The sequence below is a fragment of the Pseudomonas sp. EYE_354 genome (assembly GCF_023148575.1).
GTDB lineage: Bacteria > Pseudomonadota > Gammaproteobacteria > Pseudomonadales > Pseudomonadaceae > Aquipseudomonas.
On record NZ_JAHXNQ010000010.1, the window covers coordinates 206594 to 227444 of the forward strand.

At 59.6% G+C, this 20851-nt stretch carries 17 protein-coding genes; 7 read left to right on the forward strand and 10 right to left on the reverse strand.

Going from position 1 to position 20851, the window contains the following annotated elements; all coding sequences use genetic code 11:
* Position 1: 1 nt before the first annotated feature.
* The 7 genes from KZX66_RS16115 to arnC are packed head-to-tail and all read right to left on the reverse strand — an operon-like array spanning position 2 to position 7675.
* Positions 2-1381, reverse strand: a complete 1380-nt coding sequence (locus tag KZX66_RS16115) for a UDP-glucose/GDP-mannose dehydrogenase family protein (RefSeq protein ID WP_248081089.1) — start codon at positions 1379-1381, stop codon at positions 2-4.
* Complete coding sequence (arnF, locus tag KZX66_RS16120; RefSeq protein ID WP_248081091.1) at positions 1378-1779, reverse strand: 4-amino-4-deoxy-L-arabinose-phosphoundecaprenol flippase subunit ArnF; 402 nt, start codon at positions 1777-1779, stop codon at positions 1378-1380. Before arnF ends, KZX66_RS16115 begins: the two co-directional genes overlap by 4 nt.
* Positions 1776-2123 carry a 4-amino-4-deoxy-L-arabinose-phosphoundecaprenol flippase subunit ArnE gene (gene arnE, locus KZX66_RS16125; RefSeq protein ID WP_248081092.1) on the reverse strand — a complete coding sequence of 116 codons (348 nt, stop codon included), beginning with the start codon at positions 2121-2123 and terminating at the stop codon, positions 1776-1778. Before arnE ends, arnF begins: the two co-directional genes overlap by 4 nt.
* The gene (arnT, locus tag KZX66_RS16130) at positions 2120-3775 is read right to left on the reverse strand and encodes a lipid IV(A) 4-amino-4-deoxy-L-arabinosyltransferase (RefSeq protein WP_248081094.1); all 1656 of its coding nucleotides are present in this window, start codon (positions 3773-3775) and stop codon (positions 2120-2122) included. Before arnT ends, arnE begins: the two co-directional genes overlap by 4 nt.
* Positions 3772-4656, reverse strand: coding sequence for a 4-deoxy-4-formamido-L-arabinose-phosphoundecaprenol deformylase (gene arnD / locus KZX66_RS16135; protein ID WP_248081096.1), 885 nt, complete (start codon positions 4654-4656; stop codon positions 3772-3774). The genes arnT and arnD overlap by 4 nt, the downstream gene beginning before the upstream one ends.
* Positions 4656-6647 carry a bifunctional UDP-4-amino-4-deoxy-L-arabinose formyltransferase/UDP-glucuronic acid oxidase ArnA gene (gene arnA, locus KZX66_RS16140; protein ID WP_248081098.1) on the reverse strand — a complete coding sequence of 664 codons (1992 nt, stop codon included), beginning with the start codon at positions 6645-6647 and terminating at the stop codon, positions 4656-4658. The genes arnD and arnA overlap by 1 nt, the downstream gene beginning before the upstream one ends.
* A complete protein-coding gene (gene arnC / locus KZX66_RS16145) occupies positions 6644-7675 on the reverse strand; it encodes an undecaprenyl-phosphate 4-deoxy-4-formamido-L-arabinose transferase (RefSeq protein WP_248081100.1) in 1032 nt (343 codons plus the stop codon). Before arnC ends, arnA begins: the two co-directional genes overlap by 4 nt.
* Positions 7676-8074: 399 nt before the next feature.
* Between arnC and KZX66_RS16150 the strand changes: the two genes are divergently transcribed.
* Both KZX66_RS16150 and KZX66_RS16155 read left to right on the forward strand, forming a co-directional pair.
* Entirely contained in the window at positions 8075-8887 is an 813-nt protein-coding gene (locus KZX66_RS16150) for a hypothetical protein (protein ID WP_248081102.1), read from the forward strand.
* A 108-nt stretch (positions 8888-8995) separates the two neighbouring features.
* On the forward strand, positions 8996-9910 hold the full coding sequence (locus tag KZX66_RS16155; protein ID WP_248081105.1) for a tyrosine-type recombinase/integrase: 915 nt from the start codon (positions 8996-8998) through the stop codon (positions 9908-9910).
* Between the two features lie 3 nt (positions 9911-9913).
* Here KZX66_RS16155 and KZX66_RS16160 read toward each other — a convergent pair whose 3' ends face one another.
* Entirely contained in the window at positions 9914-10771 is an 858-nt protein-coding gene (locus KZX66_RS16160) for an SDR family oxidoreductase (RefSeq protein ID WP_248081107.1), read from the reverse strand.
* Between the two features lie 103 nt (positions 10772-10874).
* On the reverse strand, positions 10875-12083 hold the full coding sequence (locus KZX66_RS16165; RefSeq protein ID WP_248081110.1) for a multidrug effflux MFS transporter: 1209 nt from the start codon (positions 12081-12083) through the stop codon (positions 10875-10877).
* Between the two features lie 156 nt (positions 12084-12239).
* Here KZX66_RS16165 and KZX66_RS16170 point away from each other — a divergent pair, with 156 nt between their 5' ends.
* The 4 genes from KZX66_RS16170 (at position 12240) to KZX66_RS16185 (ending at position 17432) form a co-directional block, all read left to right on the forward strand.
* The gene (locus KZX66_RS16170) at positions 12240-13853 is read left to right on the forward strand and encodes a methyl-accepting chemotaxis protein (RefSeq protein WP_248081113.1); all 1614 of its coding nucleotides are present in this window, start codon (positions 12240-12242) and stop codon (positions 13851-13853) included.
* Positions 13854-14109: 256 nt separating this feature from the next.
* Positions 14110-15030 (forward strand): ribokinase, encoded by a 921-nt coding sequence (rbsK, locus tag KZX66_RS16175; RefSeq protein ID WP_248081116.1) that lies wholly within the window; start codon positions 14110-14112, stop codon positions 15028-15030.
* Between the two features lie 27 nt (positions 15031-15057).
* A complete protein-coding gene (gene fucP, locus KZX66_RS16180) occupies positions 15058-16389 on the forward strand; it encodes an L-fucose:H+ symporter permease (protein WP_248081119.1) in 1332 nt (443 codons plus the stop codon).
* Positions 16386-17432, forward strand: a complete 1047-nt coding sequence (locus tag KZX66_RS16185) for an aldose 1-epimerase family protein (RefSeq protein ID WP_248081122.1) — start codon at positions 16386-16388, stop codon at positions 17430-17432. Before fucP ends, KZX66_RS16185 begins: the two co-directional genes overlap by 4 nt.
* Here the strand turns inward: KZX66_RS16185 and deoR are convergent.
* Positions 17429-18187, reverse strand: a complete 759-nt coding sequence (gene deoR, locus KZX66_RS16190; protein WP_248081125.1) for a DNA-binding transcriptional repressor DeoR — start codon at positions 18185-18187, stop codon at positions 17429-17431. The genes KZX66_RS16185 and deoR overlap by 4 nt on opposite strands.
* Positions 18188-18315: 128 nt before the next feature.
* Between deoR and deoC the strand changes: the two genes are divergently transcribed.
* On the forward strand, positions 18316-18999 hold the full coding sequence (gene deoC, locus KZX66_RS16195; RefSeq protein WP_248081129.1) for a deoxyribose-phosphate aldolase: 684 nt from the start codon (positions 18316-18318) through the stop codon (positions 18997-18999).
* Positions 19000-20851 lie beyond the last annotated feature (1852 nt).

Here is a 20851-nt window from a genome sequence, read left to right on the forward strand (position 1 = left end):
ATCAGGCTTCCACGACCTGCGGCAACCACTGTTGCTGCGGGATCGGCAACTGGCACGAATCGCCACGGCCCATCGGGAAATACTGGAAGCCTTTGCGCGCCAGGCGCTCGCCGTCGTACAGGTTGCGGCCATCGAAGATCACCGGGGTTTTAAGGCGCTGGTGAATCAGGTCGAAGTCCGGCGCTTTGAATTGCTGCCATTCGGTGCAGACGATCAGTGCGTCAGCGCCATTCAACGTGGACTCCGGGGTGCCCATCAGCATCAGGCGTGCTTCCTCGGCGTAAAGGCGCTGGGTTTCCTGCATGGCTTCCGGGTCGAATGCGCGCACCGTAGCGCCGGCGGCCCACAGGGCTTCCATCAGCACGCGGCTGGGGGCGTCGCGCATGTCGTCGGTATTGGGCTTGAACGCCAGGCCCCACAGGGCGAAAGTCTTGCCCCGCAGGTTGCCCTTGAAGAACGCGTTGATGCGCTCGAACAACTTGCTCTTCTGGCGCTGGTTGATCGCTTCCACGGCTTCGAGCAGATCGCTGGAGCAGTTGGCCTGCTTGGCGCTGTGGATCAAGGCGCGCATGTCCTTGGGAAAGCACGAGCCGCCGTAGCCGCAACCGGGGTAGATAAAGTGGTAACCGATGCGCGAATCGGCACCGATGCCCAGGCGCACGGCTTCGATGTCGGCGCCCAGGTGTTCGGCCAGTTCAGCGATCTGGTTGATAAAGCTGATCTTGGTGGCCAGCATGCAGTTGGCGGCATACTTGGTGAGTTCGGCGCTGCGCAGGTCCATGAAGATGATGCGGTCATGGTTGCGGTTGAAAGGCGCATAGAGGTCGCGCATCACCTCGCGCACTTCTTCGCGCTCGCAGCCGATGATGATGCGGTCCGGACGGCGACAGTCGGCAACGGCCGAGCCTTCCTTGAGAAATTCCGGGTTGGAGACGATATCGAATTCCAGGTGACGGCCGGCTACGCGCAGGGCTTTTTCGATATGTGCCCGCAGGGTATCGCCGGTGCCGACGGGCACGGTGGATTTCTCCACCAGGATCACCGGGTCGATGCGGTGGCGCGCCACGGCGTCGCCGACGGACAGCACGTATTTCAGGTCGGCCGAGCCGTCCTCGTCCGAAGGCGTGCCCACAGCGATAAACAGCACCTCACCGTGCTCGACGGCGAGCTTTTCATCAAAGGTGAAATGCAGACGCCCGCTTTCCAGGTTTTCCTTGACCATGGCGGCCAGCCCTGGCTCGAAGATGCTCACATGGCCTTGCTGCAGCAGCTTGACCTTGTTCTGATCGACGTCCATGCAGATGACATCGTGACCGACTTCGGCCAAAACGGTGGCCTGCACCAGGCCGACGTAACCACTACCAAATACACTGATTTTCATGGGGCATTCCTGGGACTTGTGGCACTAGCACGACGAGAGTTGATGATCAGCACGCCGAGGATGACAAGCGCCACCCCGAGGCTCTTAGAAAGCGAAAAATGTTCGTTGAACACTGGCAGGCTGGCGGCCAGCAGGTACACCAAGGCGTAACTGATGCTCAGCAGCGAATAGGCACGCCCCAGGGGCAGATGCCTGAGCGCGCCGAGCCAGCAGAGCATCGACAGGGCGTAGGCGAAGATCGCCAGCAGCACTACGCCAAGGGCGCCGGAATCAACCTGAGCGCTGAGCCATTCATGGGGCAGCGGCAAGCGCGTCATGCTCCAGCGCATGCCCAACTGGGCGGCACTGACCAAGCCAACGCTGCTTAAGGCCAGCGCAAAGCCTTGAACCCGGCTCATACCTGGCGTCCCAGCAGCACGACACCGGCGATGACCAGCAATACGCCGAGCCAGTGACGACGGTCGATGGACTCATGGAAGACAAACCGCGCCACCAAGGTGACCAACACGAAGTTCAGGCTGAGCATGGGGTAGGCGATGCCCACTTCCAGGCGCTGTAACACCAGCAGCCATACCAGCAAGCCCAGGCCCAGGCAGATCAAGGCGGCCCACAGCCACGGCGAGCGCAGTTTCAGCGCCCAGCCGTCGGGCAGGTCACGCCAGCTTTCCACGGCGAACTTCTGCGAGACCTGGCCCATGCAGGTCAACAGGCACGCGCTCAGTAACAGCAGCAGGGTGATCATGGTGAGACCTGCGGGAAGATCAGAATCATGATGTTGCCTTGCGCGTAGCGCTGCCCGTCAGTAGGCAGCAACGCCACTTCGGCGATTTCGTCGTCACCTTTGACCCGCATCACCACGCCAACCGGGCCTCTCTTGCGCGCCTCGCTCATCCACTGCTGTACCTGGGTGGTGTCCACCTTGTGGTGACCGGCATCCGGGTAGGCGAGGCCGTATTTGACTTCGCCGATCGTGTTGTAAAGGGTCACGTCCGGGCGTTGCAGGCGCCAGGACAGGGCCGACGCTGCGCCAAGGTCATTGCTGAGCAATGCTCTGGTCGGTTGCAGTTCCTGCAGATGGTCGATGATGAATTGATCCGGGGTCTTGTTGTAGACCACCGAGTGCGGCAGCGCGGCTGGCAGCAGGGCGACCATCAGCCAGCTGCCGAGCGCCGGCGCGGCCCACAGGTGCAACGGCCGTGCGGCTTGCAGCAGGTTGGCGATGATCCAGCCGAACAGGAACGCGAACACCAGCACCAGGCTCAGGGTTTCCTGGCCCTGCACGTAGACCGGCTTTTTGAGTTGAAACCAGGTCAACGCCAGCAGGGCCAGCACACCGATCGCCAGGTTCAACCCACCGTTGATACGCAGGACACGACCACGGCCGGCGGCCAGCTTGTCGGCGAGGGTGGAGCCCATCAGCAACGCCAGGGGCAACAGGCACGGCATGATGTAGGACGGCAGTTTGCCTTTGGCCAGGCTGAAAAAGGCCAGGGGCATCAGCAGCCACAGCAAGACGAAGCCGACCTTGGCACTGCGCTTGTCCAGCCAGGCCTGTTTGAGGGTAGACGGCAGCAGCGCCATCCAGGGCAGCGAGAACGCCACCAGCAACGGCAAGTAATACCAGAAGGGCTCTGCATGCTGGGCATCGTCACCGGCAAAGCGCTGGATATGCTCGTGCCAGAAGAAGAAGTTCCAATAGTCCGGCTCCTGCAGGTGTACGGCCAGCGCCCAGGGCAAGCTGACGACAACCGCCACCACCACGGCAACCACGCCATACGCCAGTAACTCGACAAAGCGCTTCTGCCAGATCGCATAGGGCAGGGCGATCAGCACGGGCAGCAGCCACGCGAGAAAGCCCTTGGTCATAAAGCCCATGCCGCAGGCAAACCCCAGCAACGCCCAGGCGCCCAGACGGCCGTTGCGCGTGGCGCAGTCAAAGCAAAACCACAAGGCCACGCCGGTCAGGTTGACCCAAAAGGTGAACTGCGGGTCAAGGTTGGCGTACCCGCCCAGCGCCGCGACACTGACAAAGCTCATGTACAGCACGGTGCTGATCAGGCTTTTTTGCGGGTCATTCCACAACCGGCGCGATACCAGATACACCAGCAAGATGCTCAAGCCGGTACTCAGGGCGGAGGCGAAGCGCACGCCAAACAGGTTCTGGCCGAAGATCGCCTGGCCCAGCGCGATCATCCAGTAACCGGCGGCCGGCTTCTCAAAGTAGCGAATGCCCATAAAGTGCGGCGACGCCCATTTGCCGGTCAGCAGCATTTCCTGGCTGATTTGCGCGTAGCGGGTTTCGTCCGGAATCCACAGGCCGTGGGTGGCCAGCGGCATCAGGAAGAACAGGCCAAACGCCAACAGAAGCAGGGGCAACGCCCAACGCCGGCTCATGCTTGCTGTACGCCGAGCCAGCCTTCGCGGCCGCTGAGGGCGCCGCGTACCAGCTGTTGCTGGGGCAGGGTGGAGAGATCGGTGGGCAGCAAGTCGCCCAGGGGGTGGAAGTGGATGCCGCGATGCCCTGCCTGGGCGAGCAACTGGCGAAAGTCATTGGCCATCAGAATCCCTTCGACTTCTGCGTGGATGGTGTAGACGTTGAGCTTCGATTCGCTGAATCGGTCAAGAATGAAGCCGTTGAAGTCTTTGGCAGCCACCACCGGCCCAACGACTTCGTCGAAGGTCGGCAGGTCCACCGGAATTTGTGGCGTACCGGCGCTGCCATCGGCCAATGTCGGCCGAAACAGGCTGGTACCCCGGCAATCGCTGTTGTAGCGAAAGTTGAAACCTTGCTTGGCTTGCACCACGCGCTCATCGGCGCGCCAACCGGCGGCCGCCGAGCAGTCGACGTGGTCACCCAGGATGTCGCTGAGGGTGTCCACGCCACGTCGGATCTGCTCGATCAGTTGTGCGTCGCTCCAACGTCCGGTGTTGGCCTGCCAACCGTGGTGGTCCCACGCGTGCAGGCCGACTTCGTGCCCGGCAGCCTTGGCCTGGCGCATCAGATGCCCCAGGTCGCGGCCGATCGGTTTACCTGGCCAGGCGGTGCCGGCCAGCAGGATGTCCCAGCCATACAGGCCGGCCGCGTTGGAACGCAGCATCTTCCACAGGAACTGCGGGCGGATCAGGCGCCACAAGTGGCGCCCCATGTTGTCCGGGCCGACGCTGAAGAAAAACGTCGCTTTGACCCCAGCTTCATCCAGGGTCTCAAGCAGCCGCGGCACACCTTCACGGGTGCCGCGGTAGGTGTCGACGTCGATGCGCAAGCCTGCCTTCATCAGTGCTTGTCCGCGATTTCGAGCATGGCCTCGCGCAGGAAGAAGTCCAGCGTGTTGCCGATGGTCTCGCTCATTTCCACGGTCGGCTCCCAGTTGAGCAGGCGCTTGGCGTTTTCGATGCTTGGCTTGCGGTGGGCCACGTCCTGGTACCCGGTGCCGTAGAAGGCCTTGCTTTCCACGTCGCGGAAACCGGCGAACGGCGGGAAGTTGCCGCGCAGCGGGTGGGCTTCGAACTGACGCAGCAGTTCTTCGCCCAGTTGGCGGATGCTCGCTTCGTTTTCCGGGTTGCCGATGTTGATGATCTGGCCGTTGCAGGCATCGTTGTCGTTATCGATGATGCGTGCCAGGGCTTCGATGCCGTCAGCGATGTCGGTGAAGCAGCGTTTTTGCTCGCCGCCGTCGAACAGGCGGATCGGCGTGCCTTCCACCAGGTTGAGGATCAGTTGAGTGATCGCACGGGAGCTGCCGATGCGCGCCGAGTCCAGGCGGTCGAGGCGCGGGCCCATCCAGTTGAATGGACGGAACAGGGTGAAGTTCAAGCCCTTGGCGCCGTAGGCCCAGATCACGCGGTCCAGCAGTTGCTTGGAGACCGAGTAGATCCAGCGCTGCTTGTTGACTGGGCCGACCACCAGGTTGGAGGTGTCTTCGTCGAAGTACTGGTCCTGGCACATGCCATACACTTCGGACGTCGACGGGAAGATCACGCGCTTGTTGTATTTGACGCAGTAGCGCACCAGCTTGAGGTTCTCTTCGAAGTCCAGCTCGAACACACGCAGTGGGTTGCGGGTGTATTCGATCGGCGTGGCAATGGCCACCAGCGGCAGAACCACGTCGCACTTCTTGATGTGGTACTCGATCCACTCGGTGTGGATGCTGATGTCGCCTTCGACGTAATGGAAGTTGGGGTGGCTGCGCAGGCGCTCGATGGCGTCGGAGCCGATATCCAGGCCATACACTTCGTAACGGTCATCACGCAGCAGACGCTCTGACAGGTGGTTACCGATAAAGCCGTTCACCCCCAGAATCAGCACGCGGGTGCGACGTGGCTTGCGCCCGGACTCGGCGCCGCGCAGTACCGAACCGTCCACCAGGCCCAGTTCATTGGCCAGCGAAGGGCCGGCCAGGTACAGGCCGTTGTCGTTGCGTTGGCCGAACTGGACCACCAGGGAGTCATCGCCGCAGGCAATGCGCAACGGGTTGACGCTGATCACACGGCCAGGCGCCAGGCCGTCGTTGCCCTTGACCACGTCGGCCTGCCACACGATCAGCTTGTGCTCACCCACGGCGCAGAAGGCACCCGGGTAGGGTTGCGTCACGGCGCGGACCAGGTTGAACAGGGTTTCGGCCGGTTGTTTCCAGTCCAGCTTGCCATCGGCGGCGGTGCGGCGGCCAAAGTAGGTGGCCTGGCTTTCGTCCTGGGCGGTTTCGGAAAGCTTGCCTTGGGCCAGTTGCGGCAATGCATCGCGCAGCAGGTTGCTGGCCGCGTCACGCAGCTTGGCGTGCAGGGTCAGGCCGGTGTCGCTGCGCTCGATGGTGACTGTTTGCTGGGCGAGGATTGCGCCGGCGTCGGCGCGCTTGACCATGCGGTGCAGGGTCACGCCGGTTTCGGTCTCGCCATTGACCAGCACCCAGTTGGCCGGCGCGCGACCACGGTATTTAGGCAGCAACGAGCCGTGCAGGTTGAACGCGCCCTTGCTGGCGGTGGCCAACAGCGGCTCGCTGAGCAGGTTGCGGTAGTAGAACGAGAAGAGGTAGTCCGGGTTCAGCTTGGCAATGCGCTCGATCCACAGCGGGTGGTTGGCGTCTTCGGGCGCATGCACCGGGATCCCGTTGCGGGCGCACAGTTGCGCGACGGAGCCGTAGAAGTTGTTTTCCTTCGGATCGTCGGCATGGGTGAACACGGCAGCAATTTCGTAGCCGGTATTGAGCAGCGCTTCGATGCCTGCACAACCAATATCGTGGTACGCGAATACAACAGCTTTTGAACTCATGACTGAACCTGATCGGCAGAAGTGGAAGTATGGGAGGACGCAAGGCCGTCAACGACGACCACGGGAGCCGGTGCCGCCGGAGTGTTGCGCAGCACTTTTTCGATAAAGAAGCGCGGGCGCGCGCGCACATCGCTGTACATGCGCCCCAGGTATTCACCCAAGAGGCCCATGCCGATGAACTGGCCGCCGGTGAACACGAACAGCACCGCGAACAGCACGAACAAGCCGTCGCCGGCCCAGTCGGCGCCGAACGCCAGGCGCAGGATGATCAGCGCGAAGGCGAACAGCATGCCGAGGGCGGCCAGGCTGAAGCCCACGATCGACAGCAGGCGCAGCGGCGTGGTGGTCATGCACGTGAGCAGGTCAAACATCAGGCTGATCAGGCGCATGGCGCTGTATTTCGATTCGCCGTGTTCGCGTTCGGCGTGGTGCACCAGGATTTCCGTGGTGTGGCGCGCAAAACCGTTGGCCAGGATTGGAATAAAGGTGCTGCGCTCGCGGCAGGCGAGCATGGCGTCGACGATGGTGCGGCGGTAGGCGCGCAGCATGCAGCCATAGTCGCTCATGGCGACCCCGGTGGAGCGCTGCACCGCCAGGTTGATCAGGCGCGATGGCCAGCGGCGAAACGCCGAGTCCTGGCGGTTGTTGCGTACCGTGGCCACCACGTCGTAGCCCAGGGCGGCTTGCTCGACCAGGCGCGGGATTTCTTCCGGCGGGTTTTGCAGGTCGGCGTCGAGGGTAATCACTACGTCGCCGCGGCACTGTTCGAAGCCGGCCATGATCGCTGCGTGCTGGCCGTAGTTACGGTTGAGGATCACCGCCACCACGTTGCTGCCATCTTGTGAGGCGGCGTCTTCCAGCATTTGCGCGCTGTTGTCGCGGCTACCGTCATCCACCAGGATGATTTCGTATTCGTAGGCCAGTGACTTGCAAGCTGCCATCGTACGACGCAGCAATTCAGGCAGGCTTTCTTGTTCGTTGTAGACCGGGATAACGATCGACACGCAATGAATAGGGTAGGGTTTCAAAGATTCATGACCTCGGGGTTAGAGCAACTTGGTGCGTTGAAACAGCAGCAATCGTTGGACGAACAGGTAGCGCGCAACGATAAAGGCGGCGCTAAAGGTGAAGCGTAATCAATAGGTTATTCGCTAAAGCGCGGTTTACCGTGAACTGCCGGGTTTAAGATTAAGCGTAAAAATGTCGTACAGATATGAAACGCGGATGAAAAACTCGTTTATTTGACAGGCAGACAGCTAGGGTTCAGCAAATCAACCAAGGCCGGCGCAGAGCGCAATCAGAACGGTCTGTAGGGCGTTTGGTTCAACCTGCGCAGGCGCGGCAGGCCCGCGAATTTATTCAACAAACTTCTCTGCAATACCGCCCAAGTGCCGGTAAAGTAAGCGCTCTCTTGCCAGGGTAATGGGATGAACAGCGTGCAGCTTTTACGCGGCCAGTTGCGGCCAGTGTTGATGGGGTTGTTGATGGGCCTCGCCTGCGTCACCACGGTACAGGCCGATGACGGCGTGGCGCTGACCAGCGTCGACCAGGTGCCGGATGGCGTGGAAGTGCGCGGCAAACAGATTGCGGCCTACACCTGGGACGACCGTCAGGGCAAGAACCTGCTGGTGCTCGCCGAGCAAGTCAGTGAGCGCGATGATGACGGCACCCAGTCGGCGTTCGTGTACGCGGCCCAGTACCTGATCGACGGCAATCGTCCCAAGCGCATATGGATGCTCTACGACGACGTGCAGCATTGCGAATTCGACGCGGCGTTGCGCTTCGACCGAGGCGCAACCAAAGTCACCGACCTGACTGGCGATGGTATTACCCAGGCCACCGTGGGCTATTCGCGCACCTGTGCCAGTGATGTCAGCCCGAATGAATTCAAGCTGATCATGCATGCGGGCAAGGCGCAGAAGTACCGCCTGCGGGGCGTCGACCGCTACGGCGCGGCGTGGTGGGACGAAGAGGCCGGCGCGCTGCGTGGCATGCCGTTGCCCAAGGATTGCAGCATTGCCGGGCAGCAGGCGCTGGTCAGCCAATACAAGGAGCAGGGCACCGAGTTGCCGCTGCCGGGCTGTTACGGCGACGAGAAGGACTTCGCCAAAGCCCCTGAGGCCTACCTGACGTTTATGCGTCAACACTGGTTCGCATTGATGCAGAAGCAGGACGCGGAGTGGAGCCAGGCCCAGATCCAACCGCAGGAGCCTACTGAAGATGTTGATACGGCGCCGTGAGTTGGTAAGAGGGCCGTTGCTAAGCTAGACTCGACCCTTGCCAATTCACTAAATACCTCGAATAAACAATAGCTTGCTCGAGGTATTTAATCCAAAGGCTGATCTGTTTTGACTGAGTCCATCCGCAACCCGCTGACACTTTACCTCACCCGTCTGGCCCCCTCCAGCCAACTGACCATGCGCTACGTGCTGCAGGATGCCGCCGACCGCCTGGGCTTCGAGGACATCAACCTTGAAGACATCGACTGGCACCTGCTGCAACCCGAACATGTCATCGCGCTGGTAGCGGCCTTGCGCGAGGACGGCTATGCGCCCAACACTTCATCGCTGTATGTGAATGCCGTGCGCGGGGTCATGAACGAAGCCTGGCGCATGAGCCTGATCAGCCAGGAACACCTGCTCAAGATGCGCACGGTCAAAGCCGCGTCCGGCGCGCGTCTGGGCCAGGGCCGTAACCTGCGGCGCACGCTGATTCGCGAAATGATGGAAGCCTGCGCCGCCGACCCGCGCCCCCAGGGCCTGCGTGATGCTGCGGTGATCGGCATTTTGTATGGCTCGGGGATGCGCAAATCCGAATCGGTGAACCTCGACCTTGCGCAAATCAACTTCCAGGAGCGCAGCCTGCGGGTGATCGGCAAGGGTAACAAGGAACTGCTCAAATACGCGCCGGACTGGGCGTTCGCCAAACTGCAGGCGTGGCTGGCGTTTCGGCGCGAGCAGCTCAAGGAAGGGGAGCAAGACGACAGTTTCCTGTTCAACCGTATCCGCAGGGGCAGTCATATCACCCGCGAACGCCTCACCAAACATGCGATTTACTACATTGCTCGCCAACGTGGTCAACAGGTCGGTGTGAAGATCATGCCCCATGACTTCCGGCGCTCTTTTATCACGCGGGTGATCGAGGAGCATGATCTGTCGATTGCGCAAAAGCTCGCGCATCACACCAATATCCAGACCACCGCCAGCTATGACGTGCGTGACGACAATGAGCGGCGCAGGGCGGTGGACCGGTTTGATTTGTAGCGCTTACAGAATCGGTTTTCCACCCGTCACCGCATAGCGCGAGCCAGAGATGTAGCTGGCTTCGTCAGAGGCCAGCAGTACATAGATCGGCGCCACTTCCACCGGCTGTCCAGGGCGGCCCAACGGGGTTTGGCCACCAAAGCCCTGCACCTCTTCATCGGTCATGGTCGCGACGATCAATGGCGTCCAGATCGGCCCCGGTGCCACGCTGTTCACGCGAATGCCTTTGCTGCCAAGCATCTGCGCCAGGCCGCCGGTAAAGTTGGCAATGGCGCCTTTGGTGGTGGCGTAGGGCAACAACGTCGGCTTGGGCATGTCCGAATTGACCGAGCTGGTATTAATGATCGAACTGCCGGGCTTCATATGCGGCAGCGCGGCCTTGCAGATACGAAACATCGCAGTGATGTTGATATCGAAGGTCCTGACCCATTCCTCATCTTCGATTTCTTCGAGGGTTTCGTGGGTCATCTGGAAGGCGGCGTTGTTGACCAGCACATCAATACGACCGAATTGTTCGACGGTCTTGTCCACCAATGCCTGGCAGGTGGCCTTCTGCGCGATATCTCCGGGAAGCAGCAAGCATTGACGGCCGGCTTCTTCAACCCAGCGTGCGGTTTCCCTGGCATCTTCGTGCTCATCCAGGTACGCGATGGCCACATCGGCACCCTCGCGCGCAAATGCGATGGCGACGGCGCGGCCGATGCCGCTGTCGGCGCCGGTGATCAAGGCGATCTTATTGGCCAGCCGGCCAGAACCCTTGTAGCTCTGTTCGCCACAATCAGGGTACGGATCCATCTTTTTCTGGGTACCGGGCACAGCTTGGGCTTGAGGGGCGAAGGGTGGGCGTGGGTAATCAGTCATTTCAGTCTCCATAGCATTCCAAAGGTGCTATGGAGTTAGTAATTCAGCCTCCGGCGATAGTTGTAATGGATAACCACCAGGCCCGACGAATGGTCCCGAACCTTCAAGAGGAGGGCGCGGCGCTCGCCAGATGCGCCGGCAGGCGGCGCAGGGTCCACACCACCGTGAGCATCGCCGCCACGGCGCACAGCGCAATGCCCACCAGCATCGGCGCAGGCGTGTGGTCGGCGAACACACCGACCAGGGTCATGGACACGGCGGCGGTAATCATCTGGATCGCCCCCAGCAGCGCAGAGGCGGATCCGGCCACTGCGCCATGGTCCTCAAGGGATAACACCCCGGCAGCCGGCAACAACAGGCCAAGAAAGCCGAAGCCGATAAACAGCAAGGTCATCATCAGCACCAGGTTGTCGATCCACAGCGTCGTCACTGCGAGCAGGACCATGACCGCCGCCACCGCTGTCACCGACCAGCGAATCAACGGCGCCAGGCCAAAGCGCGCGCTCAGGCGTGCCGTCAGCTGGCTCATGGCGAAGAACGACGCGGCGTTAAGCGCGAAACACAGGCTGAATTGGGTGGGTGTCAGGCCGAAGTACTCGATGTACACGAAGGGGGCGCTGCCGATAAACACAAAAAACGTCGCCAGGCCAAAACCACACACCACTGACAACCCGATGAACACCGGGTCGCGCAGCAATGCGCCGTAGCTGCGGAACGCACTGCCCAGGGTCTTGCCCAAACGGCGCTCGGCCGGATGGGTTTCGGGCAACTGCACGATGGTCATCAACAGGCACAGCAGCGACACCACCGCCAGTACGGCAAACACTTCGCGCCAACTCCAGAGGGCAATCACTACGCTGCCGGCCAACGGCGCGAGGATCGGCGAGACACTCATCACCAGCATCAGCAAGGCCATCAACCGCGCGGCCTCATGGCCGGTGTACAGGTCGCGCACAATCGCCCGGGGCACCACCATCCCGGCGCATGCGCCAAACGCTTGCACGGCGCGAAAACCGATCAGCACTTCTATGGTCGGTGCCAGCGCGCAGCCGATGCTGCCCAGGGCAAAGATCACCAACCCCGCGTAAATCGGCGGCTTGCGCCCGAACACGTCGCTGATCGGCCCGTAAAACAACTGGCACACGCCGATGATCATGAAGAATATCGTCAGGCTCATCTGCACCGCCGCCGGCGAGGCCTGCAGGCTGGCGCCCAGGGTGGGCAAGGCGGGCAGGTAGCTGTCGATGGCGAATGGGCCGACGGCAGTGATCAGCCCCAGCAGCAGGGCGAGGTGCGCGATTCTTCGAGACATGGGGCAGTTCCGGGCAGAGCAGAGGTCGGTCAGCTTAAGGGATTCGCGCAATTGCGCAAACTTAGGCTTCACTACAGGCAACTGCTGCCGATAACAGGATTAGCGGTTCGTGGGCGGTTGGGCTCCAACCGGCGCTTCAGGTATGGGGATGTCAGTATGACGATCAAATTACGCTTGATGTTGTTGATAGCCACCGGGTTGCTCACGGCCGTGATCATGAGCCTGGCCGCTTACTTGGGGAACACACGCATGGGCGATGCGGTGCGGGACAACGAGGTCAGCATGACGGTGCTGCGCAACCACATGGAAGCCGACATGATGCACGACGCCCTGCGCGCCGATGTGTTGTCGGCGATGTTGGTGGGCCTGGGCAAAAGCACCGGTACCAGGGACGAGGTCACCAGTTCGCTGAAAGAGCACGCCGAGCATTTTCGCCAGGTGCTGGGCGACAATTTAAAATTGCCGCTGAACGACGCACTGATGTCCAGCCTGGAAAAAATCAAACCCAGCCTGGATACCTACATCGGCGCGGCTGAGCGCATTGTCGCCCAAGCCCTGGTGAGTCCGGAGGCTGCTAGCGGCGAGCTGGAAGGTTTCAACACTGCCTTCAGTCAGTTGGAAGACCAGATGGCCGCACTGAGCGAGCTGATTGAAAGTAACACCGAACTGACCAGCACAGGCACACGGCAGACCCTCAGCACTGCCAATTTCACGCTGGGCACGGTACTGATTGTCAGCTTGTTGCTGCTGTTGGCCCAGGGCCGTTGGGTCATCCTGAGCATCATGGGCCCGCTGCAAACCGCCAGCCGCATTGCCGCGAGTATTGCCCGGGGGAATTTGAGCGAGCCGATTATCGAACCGCGTCGCAAAGACGAGGCCGGCACGCTGATTATCAGCCTCGCCACCATGCAGCGTGACCTTCGCGGCATGATCGAGGTGGTGCGCAGCAATGCCCATGGTGTCAATAACATGAGCGAACGGTTGAGTCAGGGTTGCCATGAAGTCGCCGACAGCAGCCAGCAACAAAGCAACGCTGCCGGTACCATGGCGGCGGCCGCCAGTGAAATGACCGCCAGTATTGAAGAAATCACCCGGCACGCCGGGCGCGCCCTGGACATGGCCAACCAGGCCGAAGCCCTGGCCAAGGACGGTGGTCGCGTTATTCACCAGGTGGTTCAGGATATGGATGGCATTGCCCGCTCCGCGCAGCAATCGGCCCAGGTTATCCGCACACTGGATAAGGAATCCGAGGCGATCTACAGCATTATCCAGGTGATCAAAGGCATTGCCGACCAGACCAACCTGCTGGCTTTGAACGCGGCGATCGAAGCTGCCCGTGCCGGCGAGCAAGGGCGTGGGTTTGCGGTAGTGGCCGACGAGGTGCGCAGCCTGGCTGGGCGCACCAGCGCATCGACCCAGGAAATTGCCGCGATGGTCGGGCGTATCCAGCAAAACACCCGCGAAGCGGTGACTAGCATGGAAGAGGGCGTCTCCCAGGTAGACAAAGGCATCGCCGTGACCGCTGAGGTGGAGCGGGCGATCCGCGACATTCTGCAGGCCACCCTCAATACCACCGAATTGGTCAACGATATCTCGCGCACCATTGGCGAGCAGAGCCTGGCCAGCAACGAAATTTCCCATCAGGTGGAGATGATCGCCGGCATGTCGCAAAACAACAGCCGCGTTATCGGTCAAACCGCCTCGACCACCGACGAGTTGGCCGGTCTGGCAGGCAAGCTGTCGCAGTCTGTGGATCGGTTCAGCCTGTAACGCAGGCACGTTTTTCGGCCGGCCCCAGTGGGCCGGTTTTTTTTCGCCTGTCATTTGGCGATCCTCAACTGCGCTTGCGCAATGGCTCAAGATCGCGGCCCGGCGACTGCTGGCGGGGACCGACTGCTGCCACGGCGTACGACACTTTTATTCGTTCCTGCAAAAAAAGATTGAATATTCACACCTAATGTTATTTAAATAACAAAACAAGAGCGGCTCGACCTGCCTGGCCGTGCCGTAACAAGGTGGAATAGCAATGAGCAAGATCGCAGTCATCGGCAGCAATATGGTGGATTTGATCACCTACATCGACCGTATGCCGGCCCAGGGTGAAACATTGGAGGCGCCAGGTTTTGCCCTGGGTTGCGGTGGCAAAGGCGCCAACCAGGCGGTGGCCGCAGCCAAGCTTGGCACTGATGTGTTGATGCTGAGCAAGGTCGGCGACGACATGTTTGCCGACAACACCGTGGCCAACTTTGAGCGCTTCGGGATCGACACGCGCTATGTCCAGCGGGTACCGGGCGTTTCCAGTGGTGTTGCACCGATTTTTGTCCAGGCCGATTCCCACAACAGCATCCTGATCGTCAAAGGCGCCAACGCGTATCTGTCAGCGGCGGATATCGAGGCGGCGGCCGCCGACCTGCGCGAATGCAAGCTGATCGTGCTGCAGTTGGAGATCGATCTGGAGACGGTCTACTACGCCATCGAATTCGCGCATCGGCATGGCATCCCTGTGTTGCTCAACCCCGCGCCGGCCCTGTCCGGGCTCAGCGCCGAACACTTGGCGCACCTGGACTTCCTGATCCCCAACGAATCGGAACTGGCGTTGATCAGCGGCCAGGTCGTCGACTCGCCGGAATCGGCGCACGCCGCCGCCCGCAGCCTGGTGGCCGGCGGCATTCGCCACGTGATCGTCACCCTCGGCGAGCAGGGTGCGCTGTACGTGGGGGAGGAGGGCGAGTTCCAAGTGCCGGGCGTGCGGGTTGAGGCCCGGGATACCACCGGTGCCGGTGATGCCTTTATCGGTTGCTTCATTCACCACTGGAACCAAGACGCTGATATCCGCCACGCCATGGAACAGGCCGTCGCATATTCCGCCTGCTCGGTCATGGGCCTGGGGACGCAAACGTCCTACCCCGACTGCGAAACGTTCAAGCGCTTTCAGCAACAGCGTTAACACCCTTATCCAGCCCGGAGAACAATAATGAACAAACCTGCGCTGCAACAGACACCCGATGGTTTCTACCTGAACCGCACGCCGTGGTTCGCTTTTATCCTGCTGTGCAGCATTTTTGCGCTGTGGGCTGCGGCGGCGAGCATGAATGACGTGCTGATCGCCCACTTCAAGAAAGCGTTTTTGCTCAGCGATTTCCAGACGGCCTTTGTGCAGTCGGCGTTTTACCTGGGCTACTTTTTTGTGGCGATTCCGGCGGCCATGGTGGTGCGTCGCTTCAGTTACAAGAGCACGATTCTGATCGGGCTGCTCCTGTATATGTTCGGCTGCCTGCTGTTTTTCCCGGCAGCGTCCACGGCCAAATACGGCATGTTCCTGCTGGCGCTGTTTGTGATTGCCGCCGGTCTGTCGTTCCTGGAGACAGCCTGCAACACCTACTCGACGCTGATGGGGCCGCGTGAAACCGGGACCCGGCGCTTGAATATTTCGCAGACCTTTCACCCGTTCGGCGCCATGGCCGGCGTGTATGTGGGCAGTTTCGTGATGTTCAAGGAGACCGACGCGACCACCGAACAACTGGCACAGATGAGCGTCTCCGAGGCGGCTGTCCAGCAGTTGCAGATGATTCAGTCCACGCTGTTGCCGTACAAATGGATGATCGCGGTGTTGGTGCTGATGTTTATCCTCGTTGCCATTACCCGGTTCCCTGCGTGCAAAGGCAACAAACCTGCCAACAGCAAGCCCGGCAGCGTACGTCAAAGCCTGGGGCGGCTGTGGCGTAACCCGCGTTTTACCTTTGGCGTGTTGGCGCAGTTTCTGTACGTGGGCGCGCAGGTCGGCGTGTGGAGCTTCACTATTCGTCTGGCCATGCAGATGGGCGATATGAACGAGCGCAGCGCCTCGTGGTTTTTGCTGACCACCTTTGCGGCTTACTTCGTGGGCAAGTTGATCGCCAACCTGTTGATGCGCCGTCTGCACCCGGCCAAGGTGCTGGCGATCTACGGGGTGCTGTGTATCGTGCTGCTGGCGTACACCATTCTGGTGCCAAACATTTCGGCGGTGTATGCAGCGGTCGGCGTGAGTATTTTCCTGGGCCCTTGCTGGCCGACCATCTACGGTCTGACCATCGATGGGCTGGGTGAAGACACTGGTGTCGGTGGCTCGTTGCTGGTGATGAGTATTGTCGGCGGCGGGGTGATCCCGATCTTTCAGGGCCTGTTGTCCGACGCCAGCGGCGGCAATATGCAATTGGCCTACAGCGTGCCGTTGCTGTGCTTTATCGTGATTGTGATGTATGCGCTCAAGTGCCTGCGCCAACCTGGCACTCTGCCGGTAAGTGCGCCCGGGGCGGTGGCCTCATGACCACACGTATCGCGCTGTACCCTGCGGTGTTTGGCGAGCAGGACAAAATCCTTCTGCAATCGGCGGCGTTCAAGGTCACCGCCTGGACCTATCCGTCCGGCGTGTTGGCCGTGAGCCTGGAGAACAGCCGCGGTCGACTGGTGGTTTTGCCTTATCAGGGGCAGATGATCTGGTCCGCCGTGTTCGACGGGTGCGACCTGACCATGAGCAATCTGTTCGAACAACCACGGCCCTGCCCGACGATTATCGACACCTACGGCTGCTTCATGTTTCACAGCGGCCTGTTGCGCAACGGTTGCCCGGCGCCCGATGACACCCACGCCCTGCACGGCGAGATGCCTTGCGCGCCGATGGACACGGCGTGGCTGGAAGTAGGCGAGGGCACCTTGCGCCTGGGCGGTTCGTATGAATACGCCAAGGGCTTCGGCGATCGGTACCGGGCCTGCCCCAGTGTGACCCTGCGCGCCGATTCGGCGGTGTTCGATATCGGCATGGACGTGACGAACCTTGCCGGCAAACCCATGGAGCTGATGTACATGGCCCACATGAACTACGCCTATGTGGAGGGCGCGCGGTTTGTCGAGCCGTTCGGCGTGCAGTGCCAGCGCCTGCGTACCAGCGTGCCGGCCCATGTGAAGCCGACGCCGGCGTGGAGCGCCTACATGGCGCAGTTGGCGGAGCATCCAGCCCAACTGGCCTGTCTCGAACAGCCGGAACTCTACGATCCGGAGATCGTGTTTTTCTTCGACAACGTGGCTACGGACGCCATGGGGCAGGCGCACTTCCTGCTGGATCACCCCGACGGTGCGGCGTTCTATACCCATTACCGCCCGGAGCAATTTGCGCACGCCGCGCGCTGGATCCTGCACACGCCGGACCAACAAGTGGCGGCGTTCGTGCTGCCTTCCACCTGCGAACCCGAGGGCTATAACGCCGAGCACGCCAAAGGTCATGTGCGCCTGCTTGCGCCTGGTGCCAGTGCCGCGTTCAGTGTGACCACCGGTTATTTGAGCGCGCAGGAGCGGCAACGCGTATTGGGTTAAACCAGCAGTTGCGCGCCATTGGCGTGGATCACGTCCTTATAGCTGCGGGGGATTTTCTTGTCGCTGACCACGTACTGAAAATCCCCCAAGGTGGCGAAGTGAGCGGTGCGCACCGTGTCGAATTTGCTGAAGTCGGCGAGTAACACGCGTTGCTGGGCTTGGCGCATGACCTTTTGCTTGACCTCGACCTCGTTGAAGTTGAAGCACGTCACGCCCAGTTCCTGGCTCACGCCAGCGGCGGTCACGAAGGCCCACGTCAGGCGCACGCTGTCGAGAATGCTGCTCTCGGCGCTGCTTTCAAACACTTGGTTCTTGCGGTGAAAGGTGCCGCCGCACAACACGATGTGGCAATTGGGCTTGTTCTGCAGCTTGAGCAGCACGTTCAGCGAGCTGCACACCGCGGTGAACTCCAGTGCATCGGGGATGAAATCAACCACAAACGGCGAGGTGGTGCCGCAGTCGAAAAATACCGTGTCACCGGCCTGGATCAACTGCGCGGCGAGTTTGCCGATGCGGCGTTTTTCTTCGACGTGCCGCGTGTCCTGCTCGGCTACCCGGTAATCGCCCACCTCGTTGCCGACGCGGGTGATATAGCCGCCCAGCAGCCGCAGGTGCTCGGTGAAGTGGTTGAGGTCGCGACGCAGGGTCATCTCGGATACGTCCAGCAGTGCCGCCATTTCCTTAAGGTGAATGGCGTTCTGGTCCTGCAGGGCTTGTTGGATAAGCTTCAATCGCTCGGTTTTTCTACTGTCCACGAGGCATCCAGGGCTTGATTGTTTGTGTTAAATAAGTAACATTAATTGTTATTATTGTAACGTATAAGCGTGAGCACTGTGACAAGCACCTCACAATCATTGGCAACATACAGGCAAGGGCCCATTAAATGAACAGTCTTCCACCCGCCGCATTGGCCAAGTACATCGATCACACCTTGCTGGCGCCCGACGCCTCCCGTGACCAAGTCCGGACCCTGTGCGAGGAGGCCCGGGAACACGGTTTTTATTCGGTGTGCCTCAATTCCGCGCAGGTGCCGTACGCCGCGTCGTGCCTGACTGGCAACAGCGTCGTCATTTGTGCAGTGGTGGGCTTCCCACTGGGCGCCGGCCTGAGTGACACCAAGGCCTTCGAAGCTCGGCAAGCCATTGCCGCCGGGGCAGGGGAGATCGACATGGTGCTCAATATCGGCTGGCTCAAAGACGGGCTGCTGGATGCCGTGCGTGGCGACATCGCCCAAGTCCACGCCGCCTGCGGCGCGGTGCCGTTGAAGGTCATCCTGGAGACCTGCTTACTGGATGACACACAGAAGGTCCAGGCCTGCGAAATCTGCCGAGACCTGGGGGTGGCTTTTGTAAAAACATCCACTGGGTTCAGCCGCAGCGGCGCTACCGTCGAAGACGTTGCCTTGATGCGCCGGACCGTGGGTGCCGGTGTCGGCGTGAAAGCCTCCGGTGGTGTGCGCGATTACCCGACGGCAGTGAAGATGATTGAAGCCGGCGCGACGCGCCTGGGCAGCAGCTCGGGGATTGCCATCGTGAGCGGAACGATGACGGCGGCGAGCGGATATTGAAGGGCGCTCATCGACGGTTTAAGGATTGGTATTTATTTAACTCAACTAAATAGATATTTAGTTGAGTTAGCCACCAAAATGATTTGCATCAGATGGGTGAATGCTAGCTACAGCGCTTTTTAAAAGCAAGGTAAAACGTCCAACAAAAATGTTGGTACATATAGGGCCAAGCCGCCTAAATTGACGAAGGCCGCTCCGTAAGTGAAGGAGCGAGACTCATCAGTCCGGTGGTGAAAAACGTTTTTAAATAAATGTACTTTTTATGGGTTTGTCCGGTGTTTAAATGCGCTTCCATTTTGGTTTGGGGCCAAGTGCAGCCGGGGTTAGCGGCTAATTAAGTGAGCTTTGGGGTGATTAAATAACTAAAGCTGGTTCTTTGTTCGGAGGTTAAACCTGATAACTCTCAACCATTTCAAGTTTGTTCGGTAATAAAAAATTATATATTGCGCTCTGTGAGCCTCGCTGGCTGGGAGTCTTTCGTTGAGTTCTATAAAATCCGTATGGCTGCCATGGCAAAAGATATGGTTTTGTTCGGTAAATCGACAATATCGGACCTTAGAAAGCTGTTTGTCAGCCACGTGTTGACAGTCGATGCCTCATAGATGCAAATTTTCGTCGCCTTTTCAGCTTATCTGGAGCAACCAAGATGCACCCGTCACAGTAGTTCGGTGATTTAAAACTTTTCGATAGATCCATGGCTTTTTCCGGCACTTAGCTATTTTTTAGTAGTGCAGAACTGCCACGGCCCTTGTACCACGGGGGGCTAGCAAAACGGTTTATTATCACCAACCCCCTAGGTTTTCGCAGGGGGTCCGTGTAAAAGCTATAGGCAAGAATAGAATCTCGTAGATAAGTCTTTGATTTTAATTGAGTTCGGTGAATAGATACGATTTGGTTCGGAGGTTGGGTGTTCCCGACAACGGCTTGAAATCAGGCCTCCAGAGCCTGCCAAGTCCGCATACGGTATTACGCATAATGTATATTATGTTAAACGACAGGTCATGTCATAGATGTTCATGAGCCACGTAAGTCAGGTACCCGGAAGTGAAGAACGAAATTTCAGATGCGCCAGTCGCGTTTTGAGTGGAAAACACCCCTCAATCTCCTCAACCCCTTGATTCCCGTGGGCTTGAGCATACTCGGCAAGCAACCCTCACAGGATTTTTAACGAAATAAGTGGAAAACTTGCTCACTCTTAATTCTATAAGTTGCTGATTTATAAGATTTTTAAAGAGTCTCCTCCCAATGGAATAGCTCCCTGAAGCAAGGAGAAATTAGTGGACTGAGATTCTAAGTCGCGAACGTGCGGCTGCCCTGTAAGCCCCGCAGGACAAGGGTTCCAGCAATTTCATGAGAATTAAATGGAAATTCCAGCTCGCCAAATCTGAGGGTTAATAAGTGGACATTCCCTGCAATTAAGCGCTTACCAGCTCTCGTTTCAAGCCAAGTACTCCAGATCTGCTAAGTCCTTCGCCTGTCACGTACACAAAGGGCCCAACGTGAAGTGAGCCCCTTCAAAGCCTTGTAATACCTGGCCGGCGCGCATATATAAGGCGTCGCGGGCGCCACCTAACACCCACAAGGCGGCGCCAAGTGATTCTAAATGACACAGTCAAAGGCATGGAGCAGGATCACGGCCATATGCACTGACGTTCGCAATTGTTCAAAATATTGAGTGGACATTCCATTCGCTTTTCTCCACCAAAATCCATTAACCCCCCGTAATGTAGTGGTCTAATGAAACCGGACACCCATCTAGGCGAGAATGCTCGCCAGAACGAGGTGTCAGATGACCAAACAACGCCGTACCTTTTCCCCTGAATTCAAACGCGAGGCTGCCGACCTCGTTCTC

Bases quoted from the DNA above. Each gene is read 5' to 3' on its own strand.
- arnD (WP_248081096.1), bottom strand. From the start codon at position 4,656: ATGAAGGCAGGCTTGCGCATCGACGTCGACACCTACCGCGGCACCCGT.
- KZX66_RS16170 (WP_248081113.1), top strand. From the start codon at position 12,240: ATGACGATCAAATTACGCTTGATGTTGTTGATAGCCACCGGGTTGCTC.
- deoC (WP_248081129.1), top strand. From the start codon at position 18,316: ATGAACAGTCTTCCACCCGCCGCATTGGCCAAGTACATCGATCACACC.
- arnT (WP_248081094.1), bottom strand. From the start codon at position 3,775: ATGAGCCGGCGTTGGGCGTTGCCCCTGCTTCTGTTGGCGTTTGGCCTG.
- KZX66_RS16185 (WP_248081122.1), top strand. From the start codon at position 16,386: ATGACCACACGTATCGCGCTGTACCCTGCGGTGTTTGGCGAGCAGGAC.
- arnE (WP_248081092.1), bottom strand. From the start codon at position 2,123: ATGATCACCCTGCTGCTGTTACTGAGCGCGTGCCTGTTGACCTGCATG.
- arnA (WP_248081098.1), bottom strand. From the start codon at position 6,647: ATGAGTTCAAAAGCTGTTGTATTCGCGTACCACGATATTGGTTGTGCA.
- KZX66_RS16115 (WP_248081089.1), bottom strand. From the start codon at position 1,381: ATGAAAATCAGTGTATTTGGTAGTGGTTACGTCGGCCTGGTGCAGGCC.
- KZX66_RS16165 (WP_248081110.1), bottom strand. From the start codon at position 12,083: ATGTCTCGAAGAATCGCGCACCTCGCCCTGCTGCTGGGGCTGATCACT.
- rbsK (WP_248081116.1), top strand. From the start codon at position 14,110: ATGAGCAAGATCGCAGTCATCGGCAGCAATATGGTGGATTTGATCACC.
- KZX66_RS16160 (WP_248081107.1), bottom strand. From the start codon at position 10,771: ATGACTGATTACCCACGCCCACCCTTCGCCCCTCAAGCCCAAGCTGTG.
- arnF (WP_248081091.1), bottom strand. From the start codon at position 1,779: ATGAGCCGGGTTCAAGGCTTTGCGCTGGCCTTAAGCAGCGTTGGCTTG.
- fucP (WP_248081119.1), top strand. From the start codon at position 15,058: ATGAACAAACCTGCGCTGCAACAGACACCCGATGGTTTCTACCTGAAC.
- KZX66_RS16150 (WP_248081102.1), top strand. From the start codon at position 8,075: ATGAACAGCGTGCAGCTTTTACGCGGCCAGTTGCGGCCAGTGTTGATG.